Annotated in this window: 17 protein-coding genes and 1 pseudogene; 5 read left to right on the top strand and 13 right to left on the bottom strand. The window is 71.9% G+C overall.

All coding sequences use genetic code 11. The features are described 5' to 3' along the window. Positions 1-33: 33 nt before the first annotated feature. Complete coding sequence (locus RM704_RS34480) at positions 34-1,020, bottom strand: LysR family transcriptional regulator (protein WP_078937110.1); 987 nt, start codon at positions 1,018-1,020, stop codon at positions 34-36. A 49-nt stretch (positions 1,021-1,069) separates the two neighbouring features. On the opposite strand from RM704_RS34480, the gene RM704_RS34475 reads away from it, so the two are divergent. Further along, positions 1,070-1,459, top strand: coding sequence for a RidA family protein (locus RM704_RS34475; protein WP_033527265.1), 390 nt, complete (start codon positions 1,070-1,072; stop codon positions 1,457-1,459). A gap of 1 nt (position 1,460) precedes the next feature. On the opposite strand, the gene RM704_RS34470 is transcribed toward RM704_RS34475, so the two are convergent. After that, entirely contained in the window at positions 1,461-2,069 is a 609-nt protein-coding gene (locus tag RM704_RS34470) for a TetR/AcrR family transcriptional regulator (protein WP_033527266.1), read from the bottom strand. Positions 2,070-2,183: 114 nt separating this feature from the next. Here RM704_RS34470 and RM704_RS34465 point away from each other — a divergent pair, with 114 nt between their 5' ends. Beyond that, positions 2,184-4,646, top strand: a complete 2,463-nt coding sequence (locus RM704_RS34465) for a glycoside hydrolase family 3 protein (protein WP_033527267.1) — start codon at positions 2,184-2,186, stop codon at positions 4,644-4,646. Positions 4,647-4,682: 36 nt separating this feature from the next. On the opposite strand, the pseudogene RM704_RS34460 reads toward RM704_RS34465, so the two are convergent. Further along, positions 4,683-4,819 (bottom strand): annotated as a pseudogene (locus tag RM704_RS34460) (aldose epimerase family protein); the annotation flags it as partial. A 37-nt stretch (positions 4,820-4,856) separates the two neighbouring features. Continuing rightward, positions 4,857-5,756 carry an SGNH/GDSL hydrolase family protein gene (locus tag RM704_RS34455; protein ID WP_107072283.1) on the bottom strand — a complete coding sequence of 300 codons (900 nt, stop codon included), beginning with the start codon at positions 5,754-5,756 and terminating at the stop codon, positions 4,857-4,859. Positions 5,757-6,031: 275 nt separating this feature from the next. On the opposite strand from RM704_RS34455, the gene RM704_RS34450 reads away from it, so the two are divergent. Next, positions 6,032-6,526: a DUF3145 domain-containing protein gene (locus RM704_RS34450; RefSeq protein ID WP_033527269.1), complete on the top strand. Its 495-nt coding sequence runs from the start codon at positions 6,032-6,034 to the stop codon at positions 6,524-6,526. 71 nt (positions 6,527-6,597) lie between these two features. Here the strand turns inward: RM704_RS34450 and fabF are convergent, their stop codons facing one another. The 5 genes from fabF to fasR all read right to left on the bottom strand — a co-directional run bounded on the left by fabF (position 6,598) and on the right by fasR (position 11,580). Beyond that, a complete protein-coding gene (fabF, locus tag RM704_RS34445) occupies positions 6,598-7,869 on the bottom strand; it encodes a beta-ketoacyl-ACP synthase II (RefSeq protein WP_033527270.1) in 1,272 nt (423 codons plus the stop codon). Between the two features lie 99 nt (positions 7,870-7,968). Then, positions 7,969-8,217, bottom strand: a complete 249-nt coding sequence (locus RM704_RS34440; RefSeq protein WP_007381745.1) for an acyl carrier protein — start codon at positions 8,215-8,217, stop codon at positions 7,969-7,971. 111 nt (positions 8,218-8,328) lie between these two features. Continuing rightward, positions 8,329-9,360 (bottom strand): ketoacyl-ACP synthase III, encoded by a 1,032-nt coding sequence (locus RM704_RS34435; RefSeq protein WP_033527271.1) that lies wholly within the window; start codon positions 9,358-9,360, stop codon positions 8,329-8,331. A gap of 13 nt (positions 9,361-9,373) precedes the next feature. Continuing rightward, complete coding sequence (locus RM704_RS34430) at positions 9,374-10,288, bottom strand: ACP S-malonyltransferase (RefSeq protein WP_033527272.1); 915 nt, start codon at positions 10,286-10,288, stop codon at positions 9,374-9,376. An 89-nt stretch (positions 10,289-10,377) separates the two neighbouring features. Then, complete coding sequence (fasR, locus tag RM704_RS34425; RefSeq protein ID WP_033527273.1) at positions 10,378-11,580, bottom strand: fatty acid biosynthesis transcriptional regulator FasR; 1,203 nt, start codon at positions 11,578-11,580, stop codon at positions 10,378-10,380. A gap of 87 nt (positions 11,581-11,667) precedes the next feature. Between fasR and RM704_RS34420 the strand changes: the two genes are divergently transcribed. Beyond that, positions 11,668-12,327 (top strand): pirin family protein, encoded by a 660-nt coding sequence (locus tag RM704_RS34420; protein ID WP_107072284.1) that lies wholly within the window; start codon positions 11,668-11,670, stop codon positions 12,325-12,327. Positions 12,328-12,334: 7 nt separating this feature from the next. Here RM704_RS34420 and RM704_RS34415 read toward each other — a convergent pair whose 3' ends face one another. From RM704_RS34415 to RM704_RS34405, 3 genes are all read right to left on the bottom strand, one after another. Continuing rightward, positions 12,335-14,197, bottom strand: coding sequence for a serine/threonine-protein kinase (locus tag RM704_RS34415; RefSeq protein WP_033527275.1), 1,863 nt, complete (start codon positions 14,195-14,197; stop codon positions 12,335-12,337). A gap of 123 nt (positions 14,198-14,320) precedes the next feature. Then, the gene (locus RM704_RS34410) at positions 14,321-15,148 is read right to left on the bottom strand and encodes a serine hydrolase domain-containing protein (protein WP_033527276.1); all 828 of its coding nucleotides are present in this window, start codon (positions 15,146-15,148) and stop codon (positions 14,321-14,323) included. Positions 15,149-15,167: 19 nt separating this feature from the next. After that, positions 15,168-15,644 (bottom strand): GNAT family N-acetyltransferase, encoded by a 477-nt coding sequence (locus RM704_RS34405; RefSeq protein WP_033527277.1) that lies wholly within the window; start codon positions 15,642-15,644, stop codon positions 15,168-15,170. A gap of 96 nt (positions 15,645-15,740) precedes the next feature. Between RM704_RS34405 and RM704_RS34400 the strand changes: the two genes are divergently transcribed. Beyond that, complete coding sequence (locus RM704_RS34400; protein WP_033527488.1) at positions 15,741-16,235, top strand: MerR family transcriptional regulator; 495 nt, start codon at positions 15,741-15,743, stop codon at positions 16,233-16,235. 13 nt (positions 16,236-16,248) lie between these two features. On the opposite strand, the gene RM704_RS34395 is transcribed toward RM704_RS34400, so the two are convergent. Beyond that, positions 16,249-17,457 carry an RNA-guided endonuclease InsQ/TnpB family protein gene (locus RM704_RS34395; RefSeq protein WP_033527278.1) on the bottom strand — a complete coding sequence of 403 codons (1,209 nt, stop codon included), beginning with the start codon at positions 17,455-17,457 and terminating at the stop codon, positions 16,249-16,251. Positions 17,458-17,590: the final 133 nt, after the last annotated feature.

The following is a 17,590-nucleotide window of genomic DNA, read 5'->3' as shown; positions in this document are numbered from 1 at the left end:
GTCGGTGGGCGCGCACGTGGCGCCCGGCGCGGCTCAGCCGTCCGCGCCCCGCGTCGCCGGAATCCGTGCCGCCGCCTCCCGCAGTGCCCGGAGGAACGCGCGTCCGGCGGGCGACGGCGTCACTCCGCGAGCCGTCGCCGCGTACACCACCCGCCCGGCCGCCTCCTCGCCCGCCACCGGCAGCAGCACGACGTCCGGCCGCACGGACCCGGCGGCGAGCGTCGGTACCAGGGTGACCCCGAGCCCGGCCGCCACATAGCCCAGCTTGGCGATCCACTCCACGACGACATGCGCGATCCTGGGCCGGAAACCGTGCCGCAGGGCCGCGTCGAGAAGGGTTCCCTCGGGGTGGGCGTCGCCGGATATCCAGTCGGCGTCGGCGAGTTGGGGGAGCCGTACCGGCCCCCGCCCCGCGAGCGGATGGCCGACGGGGACGGCGACGTACAGCGGTTCGTCGAGGAGGTGATGGAGGTCGTACGCGTCGAGGGGCACGCGTCCCGTGGTCGACACGATCGCCAGGTCGAGCCCGCCCGCGGCCAGCCGATCGAGCAACGCGGGCGTGAACCCCTCGTCCCGGGTGAGCCGGACACCGGGATGCCGGGCCCGGAACGCGGCCATCGCGTGCGGGACGAGCGCCGCGTCCGCCGTGGCGAAGGCACCGATCCGCAACCGCCCGCCGGCTGCCTCCCGCAGCGCGGTCAACTCCCGTTCCGCCTGCCCCAATCGCTCCACCAGGGCCTCGGCGTGCGGAACGAGCACACGCCCCGCCTCCGTGAGCCGCACCCCGCGTGGCAGCCGGTCGAACAGTGCCGCTCCGCCCAACGCGCCCTCCAGGGAGGCGACCTGGCGTGAAACGGCCGACTGGGTCCAGCCGAGCGATCTCGCGGCGACGGTGAACGACCCGTGCCGCGCGACCTCCAGGAACACGCGCAGCCAGAAGGCGGACAGATCGGGGACGTCGGCCGGGTCGTGCGCACCACGACCCCCGTCCGAGCCATGCGCGTCATGCATGGCAGCCATGCTAGACATTCGCTTGTCGCATCACACGGCCGAACCTAGCGTCGAGGCCATGGAGATCACCCTCGACAACCCGCCGTCCGCGCCGCAGCCGCTGAGCCCCTACTACTCCCAGGTGGCACGCGTCCAACTCTCCGACGGCAGCGCCCTGTTGTACCTCTCGGGTCAGATCGCCGAGGGCGCCACCGTGACCGACCAGAGCCGCGCCGTCTTCGAGACCATCGCCGCCCTCCTGGCGGCGCACGGCGCCACCCTCGCCGACATCATCAACATCCGCACGTACCTGACCGACATCACCAAGCTCCACGAGTACGGCGCCGTACGCACCCGGTTCCTGCCGGGCACACCCCCGACCAGCATGACGATGGAGGTCCCGAAACTCTTCCAGCCGCAGGCCATGGTGGAGGTCGAGGTCGTGGCGGCGGTGCCCGCGAGAGGCTGACCTAGCCGGCGTCGTCGCCGGCGTCCTCGCCCAGCAGCGCCAGGAAGTCCCGGAACGCCCCCGGCATGTCCACGGCGCCCGGGTCCAGCAGCCACTGGTACTGCAGGCCGTCCATCACGGCCACCAGCAGCGGGGCCGCGCGCTCCGGCGTGAGCCCGCTCGGGAGCCGGTCGCCGTACTCGGCGCGCAGCACCTCGGTCATGGAGCCCCGCACCCGCTCGTACCGCTCGGTGAAGAACTCGCGCGCGGGGTGCCCCTCGGTGACGCTCTCGCCGAGCAGCGCGGAGAAGGTCTGCACGATCCCGGGCCGCATGGCGTTGTACTCGACCAGGGAGCCCAGCAGATCGAGTCGAAGCGGGCTGTCGGGGACGGCGTCCCACCGGTCCCGCTCCCTGAGGACGGCGACGAGCAGCGCGTCCTTGGTGGGGAAGTAGTGCAGCAGCCCCTGCTGGGTGAGCCCCACGCGCTCGGCGACCGCGGCCATGCTCGCGCCCCGGTAACCGCGCTCGGCGATCACCTCCAGCGCCGCCAGCACGATCTCCGCGCGCCGCTCCTCACCCCTGACGCTCCTGGTTCCACTGGTGCCGCTCATGTCGTCACCGTACGGCATCAGGGCCCACCGGACCGGAGCAAATATAACGGCAGCATAACGAAACCTACCGATCTACAGGTGATGCGTGCACGATGGCGGGGACAGAGACGGACTCGACGAGGAGGCACCGCGATGGCGGCAACCCCGGGCACCCATCCCACCCCGGCCGACGAGGCCCGCGAAGCGGCCGTGGAGAAGGCCCTCGCCAGGCTGGACCTGGACGCCAAGGCGAGGCTCCTCGCCGGCCAGGACATGTGGACGCTGCCCGCGCTCCCCGAGATCGGTCTGGCCTCCCTCGTCATGTCCGACGGCCCCATCGGCGTACGGGGAGTGCGCTGGACCGCCGAGGACCCGTCCGTCGCACTGCCCTCCCCGACCGCCCTGGCCGCCACCTGGGACCCCGAACTCGCCCACCGCGCGGGGGTTTTGCTGGCCCAGGAGGCCCGTCGCAAGGGCGTCCACGTCCTCCTCGCCCCCACCGTCAACCTGCACCGCTCACCGCTGGGCGGCCGCCACTTCGAGGCGTACAGCGAGGACCCCTACCTCACCGGCGAGATCGGCTCGGGCTATGTGGCGGGCGTGCAGTCCGGCGGCGTCGGCACCACGGTCAAGCACTTCGTCGCCAACGACGCCGAGACCGACCGCTTCACGGTGAACAACCTGGTCTCCGAACGCGCCCTGCGCGAGCTGTACCTGGCCCCGTTCGAGGCGATCGTGGCGAACGCCCACCCCTGGGGCATCATGACCGCCTACAACACCGTCAACGGCACCACGATGACCGAGCACCGTTACCTCGTGAACGAGGTCCTGCGCGGCGAGTGGGGCTTCGACGGCTTCAACGTCTCCGACTGGCTGGCCGCCCGCTCGACGACCGCGGCCCTCACCGGCGGCCTCGACGTCGCCATGCCCGGCCCGGTCACCGTCTACGGCGAGGCCCTGGCCGGCGCCGTCCGCGCCGGCGAGGTCACGGAGGCCGAACTCGACGAGGCGGTCCGCCGCGTGCTGCGCCTGGCCGCCCGCGTCGGCATCCTGGAAGGCGCCGACCCGGTGGTCACCGAACCCCCCGCCCCCGTCGACGGCGACGCCCTGGCCCGCGAGATCGCCCGCCGCTCCTTCGTCCTCGTCCGCAACGAGGCGGCGGGCGGCCGGGCGGCCCTCCCCCTGGAGCAGGGCACGACGGTCGCCCTCATCGGTGCCGCGGCCCGCGACGCCCGCGTCCTCGGCGGCGGCTCGGCCACCGTCTTCCCCGCCCACGTCGTCTCCCCGCTCGACGGCCTCACCGCCGCCCTCCCCGAGGGCACACTGACGTACGCCGTGGGCGCGGACCCCAACGAGGAACTGGGCGTCGCCGACAAGGGATTCACCCTGGAGGCCGTCTGCCGTGACATCTCCGGCACGGTCATCGGCACCCGCTCCTCGCCCAGCGGCCACATCCAGTGGATGGGTTCGGACCTCCCCGACGGCGTCACCCACACCACCCTGCACACCGTCGAGGTGACCGGCACCTTCGTCCCCCGCGAGACCGGCACGCACACCTTCGGCATCAAGGGCCTCGGCACCTACACCCTCACCGTCGACGGCACCACCCACTTCGACGGCGTCCGGAGCACCGACACGGACGACCCCTTCGTGTCGTTCTTCGGCGCCCCCGTCCCGCTGGCCCAGGTCGAACTGACCGAGGGCACACCGGTGCGGGTCTCCCTCACCCATGTCGTGGAACTCGCCGCCGACGCCCCCCTCACGATGCTCGCCTTCACGCTCTGCCACCAGGGACCGCAGCGCGACCCCGACGAGCTGATCGCCGAGGCCGTCGAGGCCGCCCGTGCCGCCGACACGGCCGTCGTCGTGGTCGCCACCACCGAGCGCGTCGAGTCCGAGGGCTTCGACCGCAAGGACCTCCGCCTGCCCGGCCGCCAGGACGACCTGGTCCGCGCGGTGGCCGCCGCCAACCCCGCCACGATCGTCGTCGTCAACTCGGGCTCCCCGGTGGAGCTCCCCTGGTGCGACGACGTGGCCGCCGTCCTCCTCACCTGGTTCCCCGGCCAGGAGGGCGGCGCCGCCCTCGCCGACGTCCTCACCGGCACCCACGAGCCCGGCGGCCGCCTCCCCACCACCTGGGGCACCCTGTCCGAGGCCCCCGTCACCCGGGTCGCCCCCACCGCCGGCGAACTCACCTACGACGAGGACGTCTTCATCGGCTACCGAGCCTGGGACAAGGAGAGCAGGACCCCCACGTACCCCTTCGGGCACGGCCTCGGCTACACCGACTGGACGTACGAGTCCCTCGACGTCAGCGGCACGACGGCGACCGTCCGCATCCGCAACACCGGCCCCCGGGCGGGCCGCGAGACCGTCCAGCTCTACCTGGCTCCCACGACCCCGGACGAGAACCGCCCGGCCCGCTGGCTGGCGGGCTTCGCCACGGTGGAGGCGGCCCCGGGCGAATCGGCGGAGGCCGTCATCGCACTCCCGCGCCGCGCCTTCGAGATCTGGGACGAGACGGCCGGCTCATGGGCGTACGTGAAGGGTGCGTACGAGGTGGCGGCGGCCCGCTCCCTCGACGACCCCCGCGTCACGGCGACGATCGAGGTCTAGGAGCGCCGCGGATCCTGGGGGCGGGGTGCGCGTCGACTACGCGCGCACCCCGAATCCGTACACCGTCTGGGCGAGCGATGGACACCGCCCGGCCGCAGCTCCGTACTCGGAAACCGCGGCCGGTTCGGCGCATCGGGAAAGTGCTGCGTCTCCAGCGCGATCCCGTCCCCGGGCCAAGAGCGAAACCCCAGGTCACCACGGAACCCCGGGTCATGACTCCTTGGCGCTGACGACCCGGTACGCGATCTCCGCGAGCCGCGCCTGCCCGTCCACGCTCGGATGGAACCAGTCCCACTGGCTGAGCTGGGCCTGCCCGAAGCGGTAGTCGAAGACGGCGTCCCCGTCGTAACGGCAGTGGCGGTCCTTCTCGCAGACCTCGCGCAGGACGTCGTTGTACGCCTCCACCCGGTCCTGGACGGCGTCGCGCCGCTCTCCGGCCGCCGTGGTGAGGGCGTCCGGGTCGGCCAGCATGGACGGACAGATGCCCAGCTTCCAAACCTGCTTGCCGACCGGGCTGGTGCGGCCCTCGGACCACAACCGCTTCAGATCCGGCACACTCGCCACGAACACCTGCGCCTTCGGCAGGCTGTCCCGCAGCGTCGCCATCGAGTCCTCGAAGTCCGCGCGGAAGTCGGCGACCGGCGTCATGGCGTCGACGGTCGCCCGGCACGCGTCGTTCGCGCCGACCATCACCGTGACCAACTCGGGCTCACGGGTCACCGCCCGGGCCATCTGGTTCGGCAGGTCGGCCATCCTGGCCCCGGTGACCGCGTAGTTCCAGCTCCGCCGAAGCGCGCCGGAGCGGCCGAGGAGTCGTACGGCGAGACTGTCGACCGAGACGTCGGTGCCGGTCGCCCAGGACACCTCGGGGCAGTCGGAGAGGACCTTGCACGCGTCGAAGCCCCGGGTGATGGAATCACCCACCGCGACGAGCGACTCGGGGGTGCTGTCCCAGGCGGGCGTCGGCGTGGGCGAGGCGGCGGCACGCGGCCCGGTCCCCTCGGGGCCGGGGGAGTCGCCACCGGTGGCGTCGCACCCGGTCACGGCCAGCAGGAACGCCGCCGACACCGCGCCCCACACCGCCCTCGCACGGTGGCGTCGCTTCCGCATTCCCTGGTCCCCTCGTCGGTCCTACACGTGCACGTTCCCACCCATGACAACGCGCGGGAGTTCCCGACACGGGGACCGACGGGAACGCTGGGGCCAAAGGTGCAACTGTTCCGTACCGCACACGCGTCCCCCCGGGTGAAACAGCGCCGCGTCCTGGCGTCGGCTCCGACGGTACGTCACACTCCTTGCCCCGCCGCACGGTAGCCTCGCCACGTGGCCGCCCTGCCACTGCCGTTCCGTCAAATGACAAGACGCCCTGCTCTGTGGAGGCCCCGGTGACGACACGTGGAGTCCTGTACGTGCACTCCGCGCCGCGTGCGCTGTGCCCGCACGTCGAGTGGGCCGTCGCCGGTGTCCTCGGGACCCGCGTGAACCTCGACTGGATCCGGCAGCCCGCCGCACCGGGCACCTGGCGCTCCGAGTTCTCCTGGCAGGGCCAGGCGGGCACCGCCTCCAAGCTGGCGTCGGCACTGCGCGGCTGGCACCTCCTGCGCTTCGAGGTCACCGCCGAGCCCTGCGCCACCGCCGAGGGCGAGCGCTACAGCTGCACCCCCGAGCTGGGCATCTTCCACGCCGTCACCGGCATCCACGGCGACATCCTCATCCCCGAGGACCGCCTGCGCGCCGCCCTCACCCGCTCCCAGCGCGGCGAGACGGACCTGGAGGCCGAGATCGCCAAGCTCCTGGGCAAGCCCTGGGACGACGAGTTGGAGCCCTTCAGATACGCGGGAGAGGGCGCCCCGGTCCGCTGGCTGCACCAGGTGGTGTGACAGCCGCTCAGCACACGCAAAGGCCCCCACCGTTCGGTGGGGGCCTTCACGTTCGTACGACCGCGACGGTGTCAGACCGTCCGGAACGCCAGCACCACGTTGTGCCCACCGAACCCGAACGAGTCGTTGAGAGCGGCGATGCGCCCCTCGACCGGCAGCTTGCGCGCCTCGCCCCGCACGATGTCGGCGTTGGCCTCCGCCTCGGGGTCCAGGTCGTTCACATTGATCGTCGGCGGAGCCACCCGGTGGTACAGCGCGAGCACCGTCGCCACGGTCTCCACCCCACCGGCCCCGCCCAGCAGATGCCCGGTCATCGACTTCGTCGCCGACACCGCGAAGTGGTCGGTGTCGTCACCGAACACCTTGCGCAGCGCCTTCAACTCCGCGATGTCACCGGCCGGCGTCGACGTCCCGTGCGCGTTGACGTGCACGATCTCCGCCGGGTCCAGGTCGGTGCGGTCCAGCAGGTTCTGCAGGGCGTGGGCGATGCCACGCCCCTCCGGCTCCGGCTGCACGATGTCGTGGCCGTCGGCGGAGATGCCCTGGCCCACGGCCTCGGCGTAGACGCGGGCACCCCGCGCCGCCGCGTGCTCCGCCGACTCCAGGACGACGACACCGGCACCCTCGCCGAGGACGAAGCCGTCACGGCCGGTGTCGTACGGACGGGAGGCGCCCTGCGGGTCCTCGTTGTTCTTGGACATCGCCATCATGTTGCCGAACGCGGCGATCGGCAGCGGGTGGATGGCGGCCTCGGTACCACCGGCGATCACGACATCGGCGCGGCCGGTGCGGATCATCTCGATGGCGTAGCCGATGGCCTCGGCGCCCGACGCGCAGGCGGAGACCGGGGTGTGCACACCGGCGCGCGCGCCGACGTACAGACCGACGTTCGCCGACGGGCCGTTGGGCATCAGCATCGGGACGGTGTGCGGGGAGACGCGGCGTACGCCCTTCTCCTTCAGCACGTCGTACTGGTCGAGCAGGGTCGTCACACCACCGATGCCGGAGGCGATGACCGCGCCCACGCGGTCGGCGTCGACGGTGCCGTCGTCGGCCGAGGTCTCCGTGTAACCGGCGTCCGCCCACGCCTCCTTGGCCGCGATCAGCGCGAACTGCGCCGAGCGGTCCAGTCGGCGGGCCTGCGGCCGGGGAATGACCTCGGTCGGCTCCACGGCGATCTGCGCGGCGATACGGACCGCCTGGTCGGCGGCCCACTCCTGCTCCAGGGGGCCCACACCGGACTTGCCGGCGATCAGCCCCTCCCAGGTGGAAGTCGCGTCGCCACCCAGCGGTGTGGTTGCGCCGATACCGGTGACGACCACGGTGCGATTGGTCGAGCTCACGGGAATTTTCTCCAACGGTTACGAGGATTCAGCGGCGCCACCGCCGGGTGGCGGGGCAACGGACCGGTCCGCGGACCGGGCCCGGACCCGATCCGGGGATCAGGCCTGGTGCTTGAGGATGTAGTCGGTCGCGTCGCCGACCGTCTTGAGGTTCTTGACGTCGTCGTCCGGGATCTTGACGTCGAAGCGCTCTTCGGCGGCGACGACGACCTCGACCATGGACAGCGAGTCGACGTCCAGGTCGTCGGTGAAGGACTTGTCCAGCTGGACGTCCTCGACCGGGATGCCGGCGATCTCGTTCACGATGTCGGCGAGACCGGCGACGATCTCTTCCTGGGTGGCGGCCATGTCAGGCGCTCCTTCGTAGTTTTCAGACGGTTTCGAGAGGGTGGGCGGCCCGCCGCGTCAGCGGCAGGTTGTGCTTCTCCCGCGCCGGACCGCAAGATCCGGCGCGGGTGCCTAGGGGAGGGTAACGACCGTCGCGGCGTACACGAGACCCGCCCCGAAGCCGATGACGAGCGCGGTGTCGCCGCTCTTCGCCTCGCCGGTCGCCAGGAGCCGCTCCATCGCGAGCGGGATCGAGGCGGCCGAGGTGTTGCCGGTGGTGCGCACGTCACGCGCGACCGTGACGTGCTCCGGCAGCTTGAGTGTCTTCACCATCGAGTCGATGATCCGCTCGTTGGCCTGGTGGGGAATGAAGACGTCCAGGTCGTCCGAGCTGATCCCGGCCGCGTCCAGCGCCTGCTGAGCGACCTTCGCCATCTCGAACACGGCCCAGCGGAACACCGCCTGGCCCTCCTGCGTGATCGCGGGGAACTTGACGTTGCCCTCGCTGTCGAGCGGGAGCTTCTCCAGGTCGCCGATCCGGTACTCGTTCCACGGGACCGTCTGCTTGATCGTCCCCGCCTTGTCGCCCTCGGAGCCCCACACCGTCGGGCCGATGTGCGGTTCCTCGGAGGGCCCGACGACGACCGCGCCGGCGCCGTCACCGAAGAGGAAGGCCGTGGCCCGGTCCTCCAGGTCGGTCAGGTCGGACAGCCGCTCGACACCGATGACGAGGACGTACTCGGCCGAGCCCTCGACGACCATGCCCTTGGCGAGGGTGAGGCCGTAGCCGAAGCCCGCGCAGCCGGCCGAGATGTCGAAGGCGGCGGCCTTGGCCGTGCCCAGCTTGTCGGCGATCTCGGTGGCGACGGCCGGGGTCTGGCTGAAGTGCGAGACCGTCGAGACGACGACCGCGCCGACCTGCTCGGCGGAGATCCCGGCGTCGGCGATCGCCTTGCCGGACGCCTCGATCGACATGGCGGCGACGGTCTCCTCGTCGTTCGCCCAGTGCCGGGTCTCGATGCCGGAGCGGGAGCGGATCCACTCGTCGGACGAGTCGATCTTCTCCAGGATCACGTCGTTGGGCACCACCCGGACCGGGCGGTAGCCACCCACGCCGAGGATGCGCGCGTACGGGGCGCCCTTGCTAGGCCTGATCTTCGACATAGCTCCAGGGCTCCTAGTTCCGGTGCTCGGCGATGAGCGCGCGAGCGGCGTCGAGGTCGTCCGGTGTCTTCAGCGCCACCGTCGCCACACCCGGCAGCGCGCGCTTGGCGAGACCGGTGAGCGTGCCGCCGGGGCACACCTCGACCAGCGCGGTCACGCCCAGCTCCTTGAAGGTCTCCATGCACAGGTCCCAGCGGACCGGGTTGGCGACCTGACCGACGAGACGGGAGAGCACCTCGGCGCCGGTGGCGACGGCCTGCCCGTCCTTGTTCGAGACGTAGGTGAGCTTCGGGTCCCCGGGTGCCAGCTCCTCGGCGGCCTTGGCGAGGCTGTCCACGGCGGGGGACATGTGGTGCGTGTGGAAGGCACCCGCGACCTTGAGTGCCACCACGCGACGGACACCCTCGGGCTTGTCCGCCTCCAGCGCGGCCAGCTGCTCCAGGGTGCCGGCGGCGACGACCTGGCCCGCGCCGTTCACGTTGGCCGGGGTCAGCCCCAGCTTCTCCAGGTGCGGGATCGTCACCTCCGGGTCGCCGCCGAGCAGCGCCGACATACCGGTCTCGGTGATCGCGGCGGCCTCGGCCATGGCCAGGCCCCGCTTGCGGACGAGGGTCAGCGCTGCCGTGTCGTCGAGGACACCGGCGAACGCGGCGGCGGTGATCTCACCGACGCTGTGCCCGGCGACCGCGCCGGGCACGACGTCTCCCAGGGCGGCGGCGGACAGCAGTCCGGCCGCCACGAGCAGCGGCTGGGCCACGGCGGTGTCGCGGATCGCGTCGGCGTCGGCCTCGGTGCCGTAGTGGGCGAGGTCCAGCCCGATGGCGTCCGACCACGCGCCGAGGCGGTCGGCGGCACCGGGGAGGTCGAGCCAAGGAGTCAGGAAGCCGGGCGTCTGGGCGCCCTGGCCGGGAGCGACGAGTACGAGCACTCTCACACTCTCTCTTGGGGACGGCTCGGGCCGCCCGTGGGGACAGGGACGAAGAACACGAGGGGGTTTTGTAGCCCTCCGACAAAACCCTAGAGCTGGGGATCCCCATCGACCAGACGCCCCAGGATCAGCGCGATCCTCAAGGTGAAGGCCGAGCGTACATCGGAAGGCGACCAGCCGGTGACGTCAGTCACACGTCGAAGCCGGTAGCGCACGGTGTTGGGATGGACGAACAGCATCCGGGCCGCGCCCTCCAGGCTCGAGGCCTGTTCGAGATAGACGCTGAGCGTCTCCAGAAGAGCGGAACCGGCCTCCTCCAGCGGTCTGTAGATCTCCTCCACCAGCTGCTCGCGCGCACTGGGATCGCCAGCGATCGCGCGCTCCGGAAGCAGATCGTCCGCCAGAACGGGGCGCGGCGCGTCCTGCCACGCCGAACACGCCTTGAGTCCGGCGGCGGCGGCCTGCGCGGACCGGGTCGCGGCCAGCAGGTCGGGCACGATCGGCCCGGCCACCACCGGTCCCGCCGCGTACGGCCCGATCAGCGACTTCGCCACCTGCAGCGGGTCGTTGTTGCCGCCGGCGATCACCACGAGGCGGTCGCCCAGCACCCCGGTGAGCACCTGGAGCTTGGCGTGCCGGGCGGCGCGCCGGATGGCCTCCACGGTCAGTTCGCTGTCCCCGTCCGGGGCGGTGCCGAGGACCACACAGACATGGTCGGGGGAGTTCCAGCCGAGCGCGGCTGCCCTGCTCACGGCGCCCTCGTCGGCCTCGCCGCTGAGCACCGCGTTGACGACCAGGGACTCCAGCCGGGCGTCCCAGGCGCCGCGTGCCTCGGCGGCCTGCGCGTACACCTGCGCGGTGGCGAAGGCGATCTCCCGCGCGTAGACGAGCAGGGCCTCGCGGAGCACGCTCTCGTCGCCGGGGGCGGCGACCTCGTCGATGGCGGACTCCATGACCTCGATGGTCGTGCGCACCATCTCCACGGTCTGCCGGAGCGTGATCGCCCGGGTCAGTTCACGCGGCGCGGTCCCGAACACGTCCGTCGAGATGGCCTGCGGGGCGTCCGGGTGCCTGAACCACTCGGTGAAGGCGGCGATACCGGCCTGGGCGACCAGCCCGATCCACGACCGGTTCTCCGGTGGCATCGCCCGGTACCAGGGCAGCGTCTCGTCCATCCGCGCGATGGCCTGCGCGGCGAGGCTTCCGGACGACTTCTCCAGCCGCTTCAACGTCGCGGAGTGCGAATGGACGTACGGCGCGGTTGCGGATTTGCTGGTTTCGGGTTCGGGCACGGGACAAGACTGCCTCATCAGGACACCGACGTGCGGCGCGGGGGCGTACCCGTTTCCCACCCGGCGCCGCTTACCGTGGAGTACGTGATGGACCTACGGCGCGCCGGCACGCGCTACCCCGGTGGGGACCCGGAGGCCGGGATCGCCTCGCTGCACGCCTTCTCCTTCGGCGCGCACTACGACCCGGACAACCTGCGGTTCGGCCCGGTGATCGCCTGCAACGAGGAACGGCTCGCGCCCGGCGCGGGGTTCGACGAGCACCCCCACAGCCACACCGAGATCGTCACCTGGGTCGTCGAGGGCGAGCTGACCCACCGCGACACCACGGGCCACGAGACGGTCGTCCGCCCCGGTGACGTCCAGCGCCTCAGCGCGGCGGGCGGCGTACGGCACGTCGAGCGCAACGACGGCTCGGTGCCGCTCACCTTCGTGCAGATGTGGCTGGCCCCGCTGGACCCGGGCGGCGACCCCGCGTACGAGATCGTGCGCGGCATCGCCGACTCCACCCCGTACGCCCTTCCCGAGGCCGGGGCCATGCTGCACGTCCGGCGGCTGGGCAGGACGGGGGAGCGGACCGCGGTGCCGGACGCGGCACGGGCGTATGTGCACGTCGTCCGGGGTGTGGTGCGGCTGGGGCCGCACGAGCTGGAGCCCGGGGACTCGGTGCGGGCCGAGGACGAGAAGGGGCTGGAGCTGGTCGCCGTCGCCGCCCCGGTCGAGGTGCTGGTGTGGGAGCTCGGCGGGTGAGGGACCGTCAGTCGGCGATCGGCTCCTCGGCGTTGCGCCACACCGTGATGTCCACGGAGACGTAGTCGCTGGGGTCGCCGCTGGGCGCCGAGCCCTGGAAGGTGACCAGCCCGATGTGCCCGGTGTTGGTGCGCACGCACAGCTGGGAGCCCTGGGAGAGCTGGCCGAGCGTGACCTCCTCCGCGTACCGGGTCTCGCTGCGGCAGGTCTGCAGGGAGCCCTTCTGCGCGTTGTTCAGCAGGACGACCTTGTCGCTGCTGCTGCCCACGTGCTTACCGGTGATCATGTCCGTCGTGTAGTAGAGGTCGGCGTCGTCCTTGTAGGGCGCGTCGCCGGAGCCGTCCGGCTTGGGCGGGGAGTCCGTGAAGCGTACGTAGTAGTCGGCGGGGATGTTGACGCCCTTGAACGTGACCGGCTTCGGATCCGCCTTCGGCTCGGCCGCGGAGTCGCCGCCGGAGCCTGTCGAGGAGCCGCCGGACGATCCGCCGGAGGACTCGCTCGACGAGCCGCTCGACCCGTTGGTGAGGCCGTCCACGATCGTGGCGCAGCTGCCGAGCAGCCCCACCCCGAAGACCGCCGCGACACCGAGCCCGACCCACTTGCCGGCGTTGCCGCGCGGCGGGGGTGCGGGCAGCGGACGGGGGTGCCCCTGCGGAGGGACGTGGCCCTGCGGGTACGGCTGCTGCCAGCCCCCTTGCTGCGGGTACGGCGCGTGGTGCCCGGTCGGCACGGTGTGCGGACCCGAGGGCCCCGGCTGCGGGGCGTACGGCGCCGACGGCGGGCCCACCGGGCCCGGCGGGGGCGGGGTCGTCGGACCGGAGAGCATGGTCGGCGCCGCGTGCATGGTCTGCGCCCCGTGGTCCGCGGACGGCGAACCCAGCTGGGTGACCGGGGCGGTGGGCGGTGGGGCCTGGGTCGCCGGGGTGGCGGCCTCGGCCGCCCTGTTCCGCTCCGCCAGCAGCTCGGCCGAGGCCGAGACGCGCCGGGTGATGTCGGCGCCGATCGCCTCCGGCAGCCACGAGCCCGACTGCACGAGCGGGGTGGGCGACGCCTCCTGGCAGAGGGCGACGACCTCGGCGGGGGAGGGGCGGTCGGCCGGGTCCTTGGCCAGACAGCGCTCGATGAACCGGAGTTCGTCGGAGAGCCCGCTCAGGTCGGGCTCCTCGTGGACGATCCGGTACAGCACCGCGTGGGAGGGGCCGTCGCCGTACGCGCCGGACCCGCGTGCCGCGAACGCCGCGATCTGGCCCAGCGCGAAGATGTCCGACGCGGGCGTGACCGGCTTCCCGGCCGCCTGCTCGGGCGACATGAACGCCGGGGTGCCGATGGAGACGCCGGTGCCGGTCAGGGCGGTGGCGTCGGCGGCGCGCGCGATGCCGAAGTCGATGACCCGGGGCCCGTCGGCGGCGAGCAGCACGTTGGAGGGCTTCAGGTCGCGGTGCACGATGCCCGCGCCGTGGATGACCGAGAGCGCCTCCGCGACCCCGGCGAGCAGCAGCAGGACCGAGTTCAGCGGCAGCGCGCCGTGCTCGGCGACCGCCGCGTGCAGCGAGGGGCCGGGCACGTAGGCGGTGGCCAGCCAGGGCTGAGCGCCGTCGGTGTCGTGGTCGAGGACGGGCGCGGTGTAGAGGCCCTGTACGCGCTGGGCGGCCTGCACCTCCTGCTTGAACCGGCGGCGGAACTCGGGATCCTCGCTCAGCTCGGGCCGGATCGTCTTCAGCGCGATCGGGTGTCCGCCCGGCGTGTACGACAGGTACACCGTGCCCATGCCGCCGGAGCCGAGCCGTGCCGCGAGCCGGTAGCTCGCCACGGTCGTCGGGTCACCGGCCTCCAACGGCCGGAACTGCCCGCCCGCGCGAACCTCGCCCATGGTCTCCCCCGAAAGCTGTGCGGCTGGTGTGCACGGGGGACGTTAGCGGACGGATCGGTGCCTGTGGCCGTGCGGACCGGGCACCCACCCTTTCCGTGGAAGAGTTGTCGCTTCCTTCACGAATCAGGCACGGTTCCCGACCTCGGCGAGCACAGCGTCCGTGAACGGGGTCCACGCCTCGACCGCCCACGGCCCGAACGCCCGGTCCGTCAACGCGACGCACGCCAGCCCGGCGACGGGGTCGATCCACAGGAACGTCCCCGACTGCCCGAAGTGCCCGAAGGTCCCCGGCGACGACGAAGTGCCCGTCCAGTGCGGCGACTTGGAGTCCCGGATCTCGAAGCCGAGCCCCCAGTCGTTGGGGTTCTGGTGTCCGTAGCCCGGCAGGACGCCCTTGGTGCCCGGGTACTGCACGGTCATCGCCGCCGCGACCGTCCGGGGGTCCAGCAGCCGGGGTGCCTGCACCTCCGCGGCGAACCGCATCAGGTCCTCGACGGTCGAGACGCCGTCCTTCGCCGGGGAGCCGTCGAGCGAGGTGGACGTCATCCCGAGCGGTTCGAGCACCGCCTGCCGCGCGTACTCCGCGAACGGGATGTCCGCCGCCTTGGCCACATGGTCCCCGAGCACCTCGAAGCCGGCGTTGGAGTACAGCCGCCGTTCCCCGGGCGGAGCCGTCACCCGGTGCTCGTCGAAGGCCAGCCCCGAGGTGTGCGCCAGCAGATGCCGCACGGTCGACCCGGCCGGGCCCGCCGCCTCGTCCAGCTCGATCGCCCCCTCCTCGTACGCGACCAGGGCGGCGTACGCGGCGAGCGGCTTGGTGACCGAGGCCAGCGGGAAGCGGTGCCCGAGGGGCCCGTGGGTCCCGAGGACGGTGCCGTCCGCCCGCACGACAGCGGCGGCGGCGGTGGGAACCGGCCAGTTCTCGATCACGGCGAGGCTCTGCAGAGACATGTGCACGAGCCTAAGCGGCTCAGAGGTTCAGCTGCATCAAGGGGTCGGGCCTGCGCCGGAAACCCAGTGACGCGTACAGCGGCTCGGCCTCGGCGGAGGCGGTCAGATGGACGTATCCGGCGCCGACCTCGCGGAACCACTCGACGAGGGCCTCCATACAGGCGCGGGCGTACCCCCGGCGCCGGCAGTCCGGGTCGGTGGCCACGCTGAAGACGTGCCCGACCGCGCCCCGCGGGTTGCCGGGCTTGCCGATCCGGTAGTCGACCGTCCCCACCACCAGCGCCGCCAGCGCGTCGGGCCGCTCCGGATGGTCGACGACGAAGGCCGCGAACTCCCCGTCGGGGCCGTCGAGGCGGCGCCGCAGGACCGGCAGGGACTCGGTGTGCCAGTCGGTGGGACCGCCGTCTCCCGGGGGCCCCATCGAGTCGATCATCACTTGGCGCAGCCGGAGCACTTCCGCCGCGTCCGCGGCCGTGGCACGTCGTACGAGACTCATGTCCGCACGCTAGCCAGCGAGATCACGTCAAGTCCTCGCGTTTTCTCACCTGTTTCGCTTGCTTCGAGCGCACTCCAAGGTTTTAGCGTGGTGGTCATGACGGTGATGGAGACCACGAGTACGACGAGTGTCGAGAGTGCCACGAGTGCTGCCGGTGCCGACAGTTGCGCCGGTCCGCCGCTCAAGCCGCGTCGGCCGGACGGGCAGGACAGATACACGATCAGCGAGGTGGTCGACCTCACCGGGCTGACGGCGCACACCCTGCGCTGGTACGAGCGGATCGGGCTGATGCCGCACATCGACCGCTCCCACACCGGCCAGCGCCGCTACCGCAACCGCGACCTCGACTGGCTCGACCTCGTGGGCAAGCTCCGGCTCACCGGTATGCCGGTCGCCGACATGGTCCGCTACGCCGAGCTGGTGCGCGAGGGCGACCACACCTACACCGAGCGCTTCGACCTGCTCAAGTCGACCCGGGACGACGTGCTGTCCCGGATCGCCGAGCTGCAGGACACCCTGAGCGTGCTCGACCGAAAGATCAACTTCTACGCTGACGCCGGGCGGGCCCTGGCGTCTGAGAGGGCTTCTTGACTTCCTCCCCCGCCTAGAGGCGGGGGATTCCAGCGGTCGCCCGCTGGGGTTCCTGCTTCACCGACGACCGCCCCGTCCGGGAGGACTCCCGTTGAGGTCTTACGCCGTCTCCACAGGCAGACGCCGCCAGCCCGGCGGCCAGGATGTTGCGCGCCGCGTTCACATCGCGGTCATGCACCGTGCCGCAGTCGCATGTCCACTCGCGGACGTTCAGCGGCATCTTCACCGCGATCGTGCCGCAGGTCCCGCACAGCTTGGAGCTGGGGAACCAGCGGTCGATCACGACGAGTTCGCGCCCGTACCAGGCGCACTTGTACTCCAGCATGGAGCGCAGTTCCGTCCACGACGCGTCGCTGATGGCGCGTGCGAGCTTGCCGTTCTTCAGCAGGTTGCGGACGGTGAGGTCCTCGATCACGACCGTTTGGTTCTCGCGGACGAGTCGAGTCGACAGCTTGTGCAGGAAGTCGCGGCGCCGGTCGGCGATCCGCGCGTGCACGCGCGCGACCTCGCGGCGGGCTTTCTCCCGGTTCGCGGAGCCCTTCGCCTTCCGCGACAGCTCACGCTGCACGCGGGCCAGGCGGGCGCGGTCCCGCCGCTCGTGCCGGGGGTTGGTGATTTTCTCCCCGGTGGACAGCGTCATCAGGGAGGTGATCCCGGCGTCCAGGCCGACCGCGTTCGCGGTGGCGGGAGCCGGGGCGATCGTGTCCTCGCACAGCAGGGACACGAACCAGCGGCCCGCCGCATCGCGGGACACCGTCGCCGTGGTCGGCTCCGCACCTTCGGGAAGAGGGCGCGACCAGCGGATGTCCAGCGGCTCCGCCGTCTTCGCGAGCGTCAGCCTGCCGTCGCGCCACTTGAAGGCGCTGCGGGTGTACTCGGCCGAGGCGCGCGACTTCTTCCGGCTCTTGTACCGGGGGTACTGGGCACGCTTGGCGAAGAAGTTCCCGAACGCCGTCTGGAGATGGCGCAGCGCCTGCTGGAGCGGGACAGAGGACACCTCCGTCAGGAAGGCGAGTTCCTCGGTCTTCTTCCACTCCGTCAGCGCGGCCGACGACTGCACGTAGGAGACGCGGCGCTGCTCGCCGTACCACGCCCGAGTCCGCTCCTCCAGCGCTTTGTTGTAGACGAGGCGGACGCAGCCGAACGTGCGGGACAGCTCAGCCGCCTGCTCGTCCGTGGGGTAAAAGCGGTACTTGAAAGCCCGCTTGACCTGCTGCGTCACGCCTCACACCGTATCAAGTTCCGTGTGAGCGGCGGGTGTCGGCCGGTGACCGGTGCACGCCGGTCCGCCCTGGCGGCGAACCGGGCTCTCCCCGCCCTGCTCCGCAGGGCTTCGTTCCCTCCCCGGCCTGAAG

This window comes from Streptomyces gottesmaniae, assembly GCF_031845845.1.
Classification (GTDB): domain Bacteria; phylum Actinomycetota; class Actinomycetes; order Streptomycetales; family Streptomycetaceae; genus Streptomyces; species Streptomyces akebiae.
This window is presented reverse-complemented; position numbering and strand designations above follow the sequence as displayed.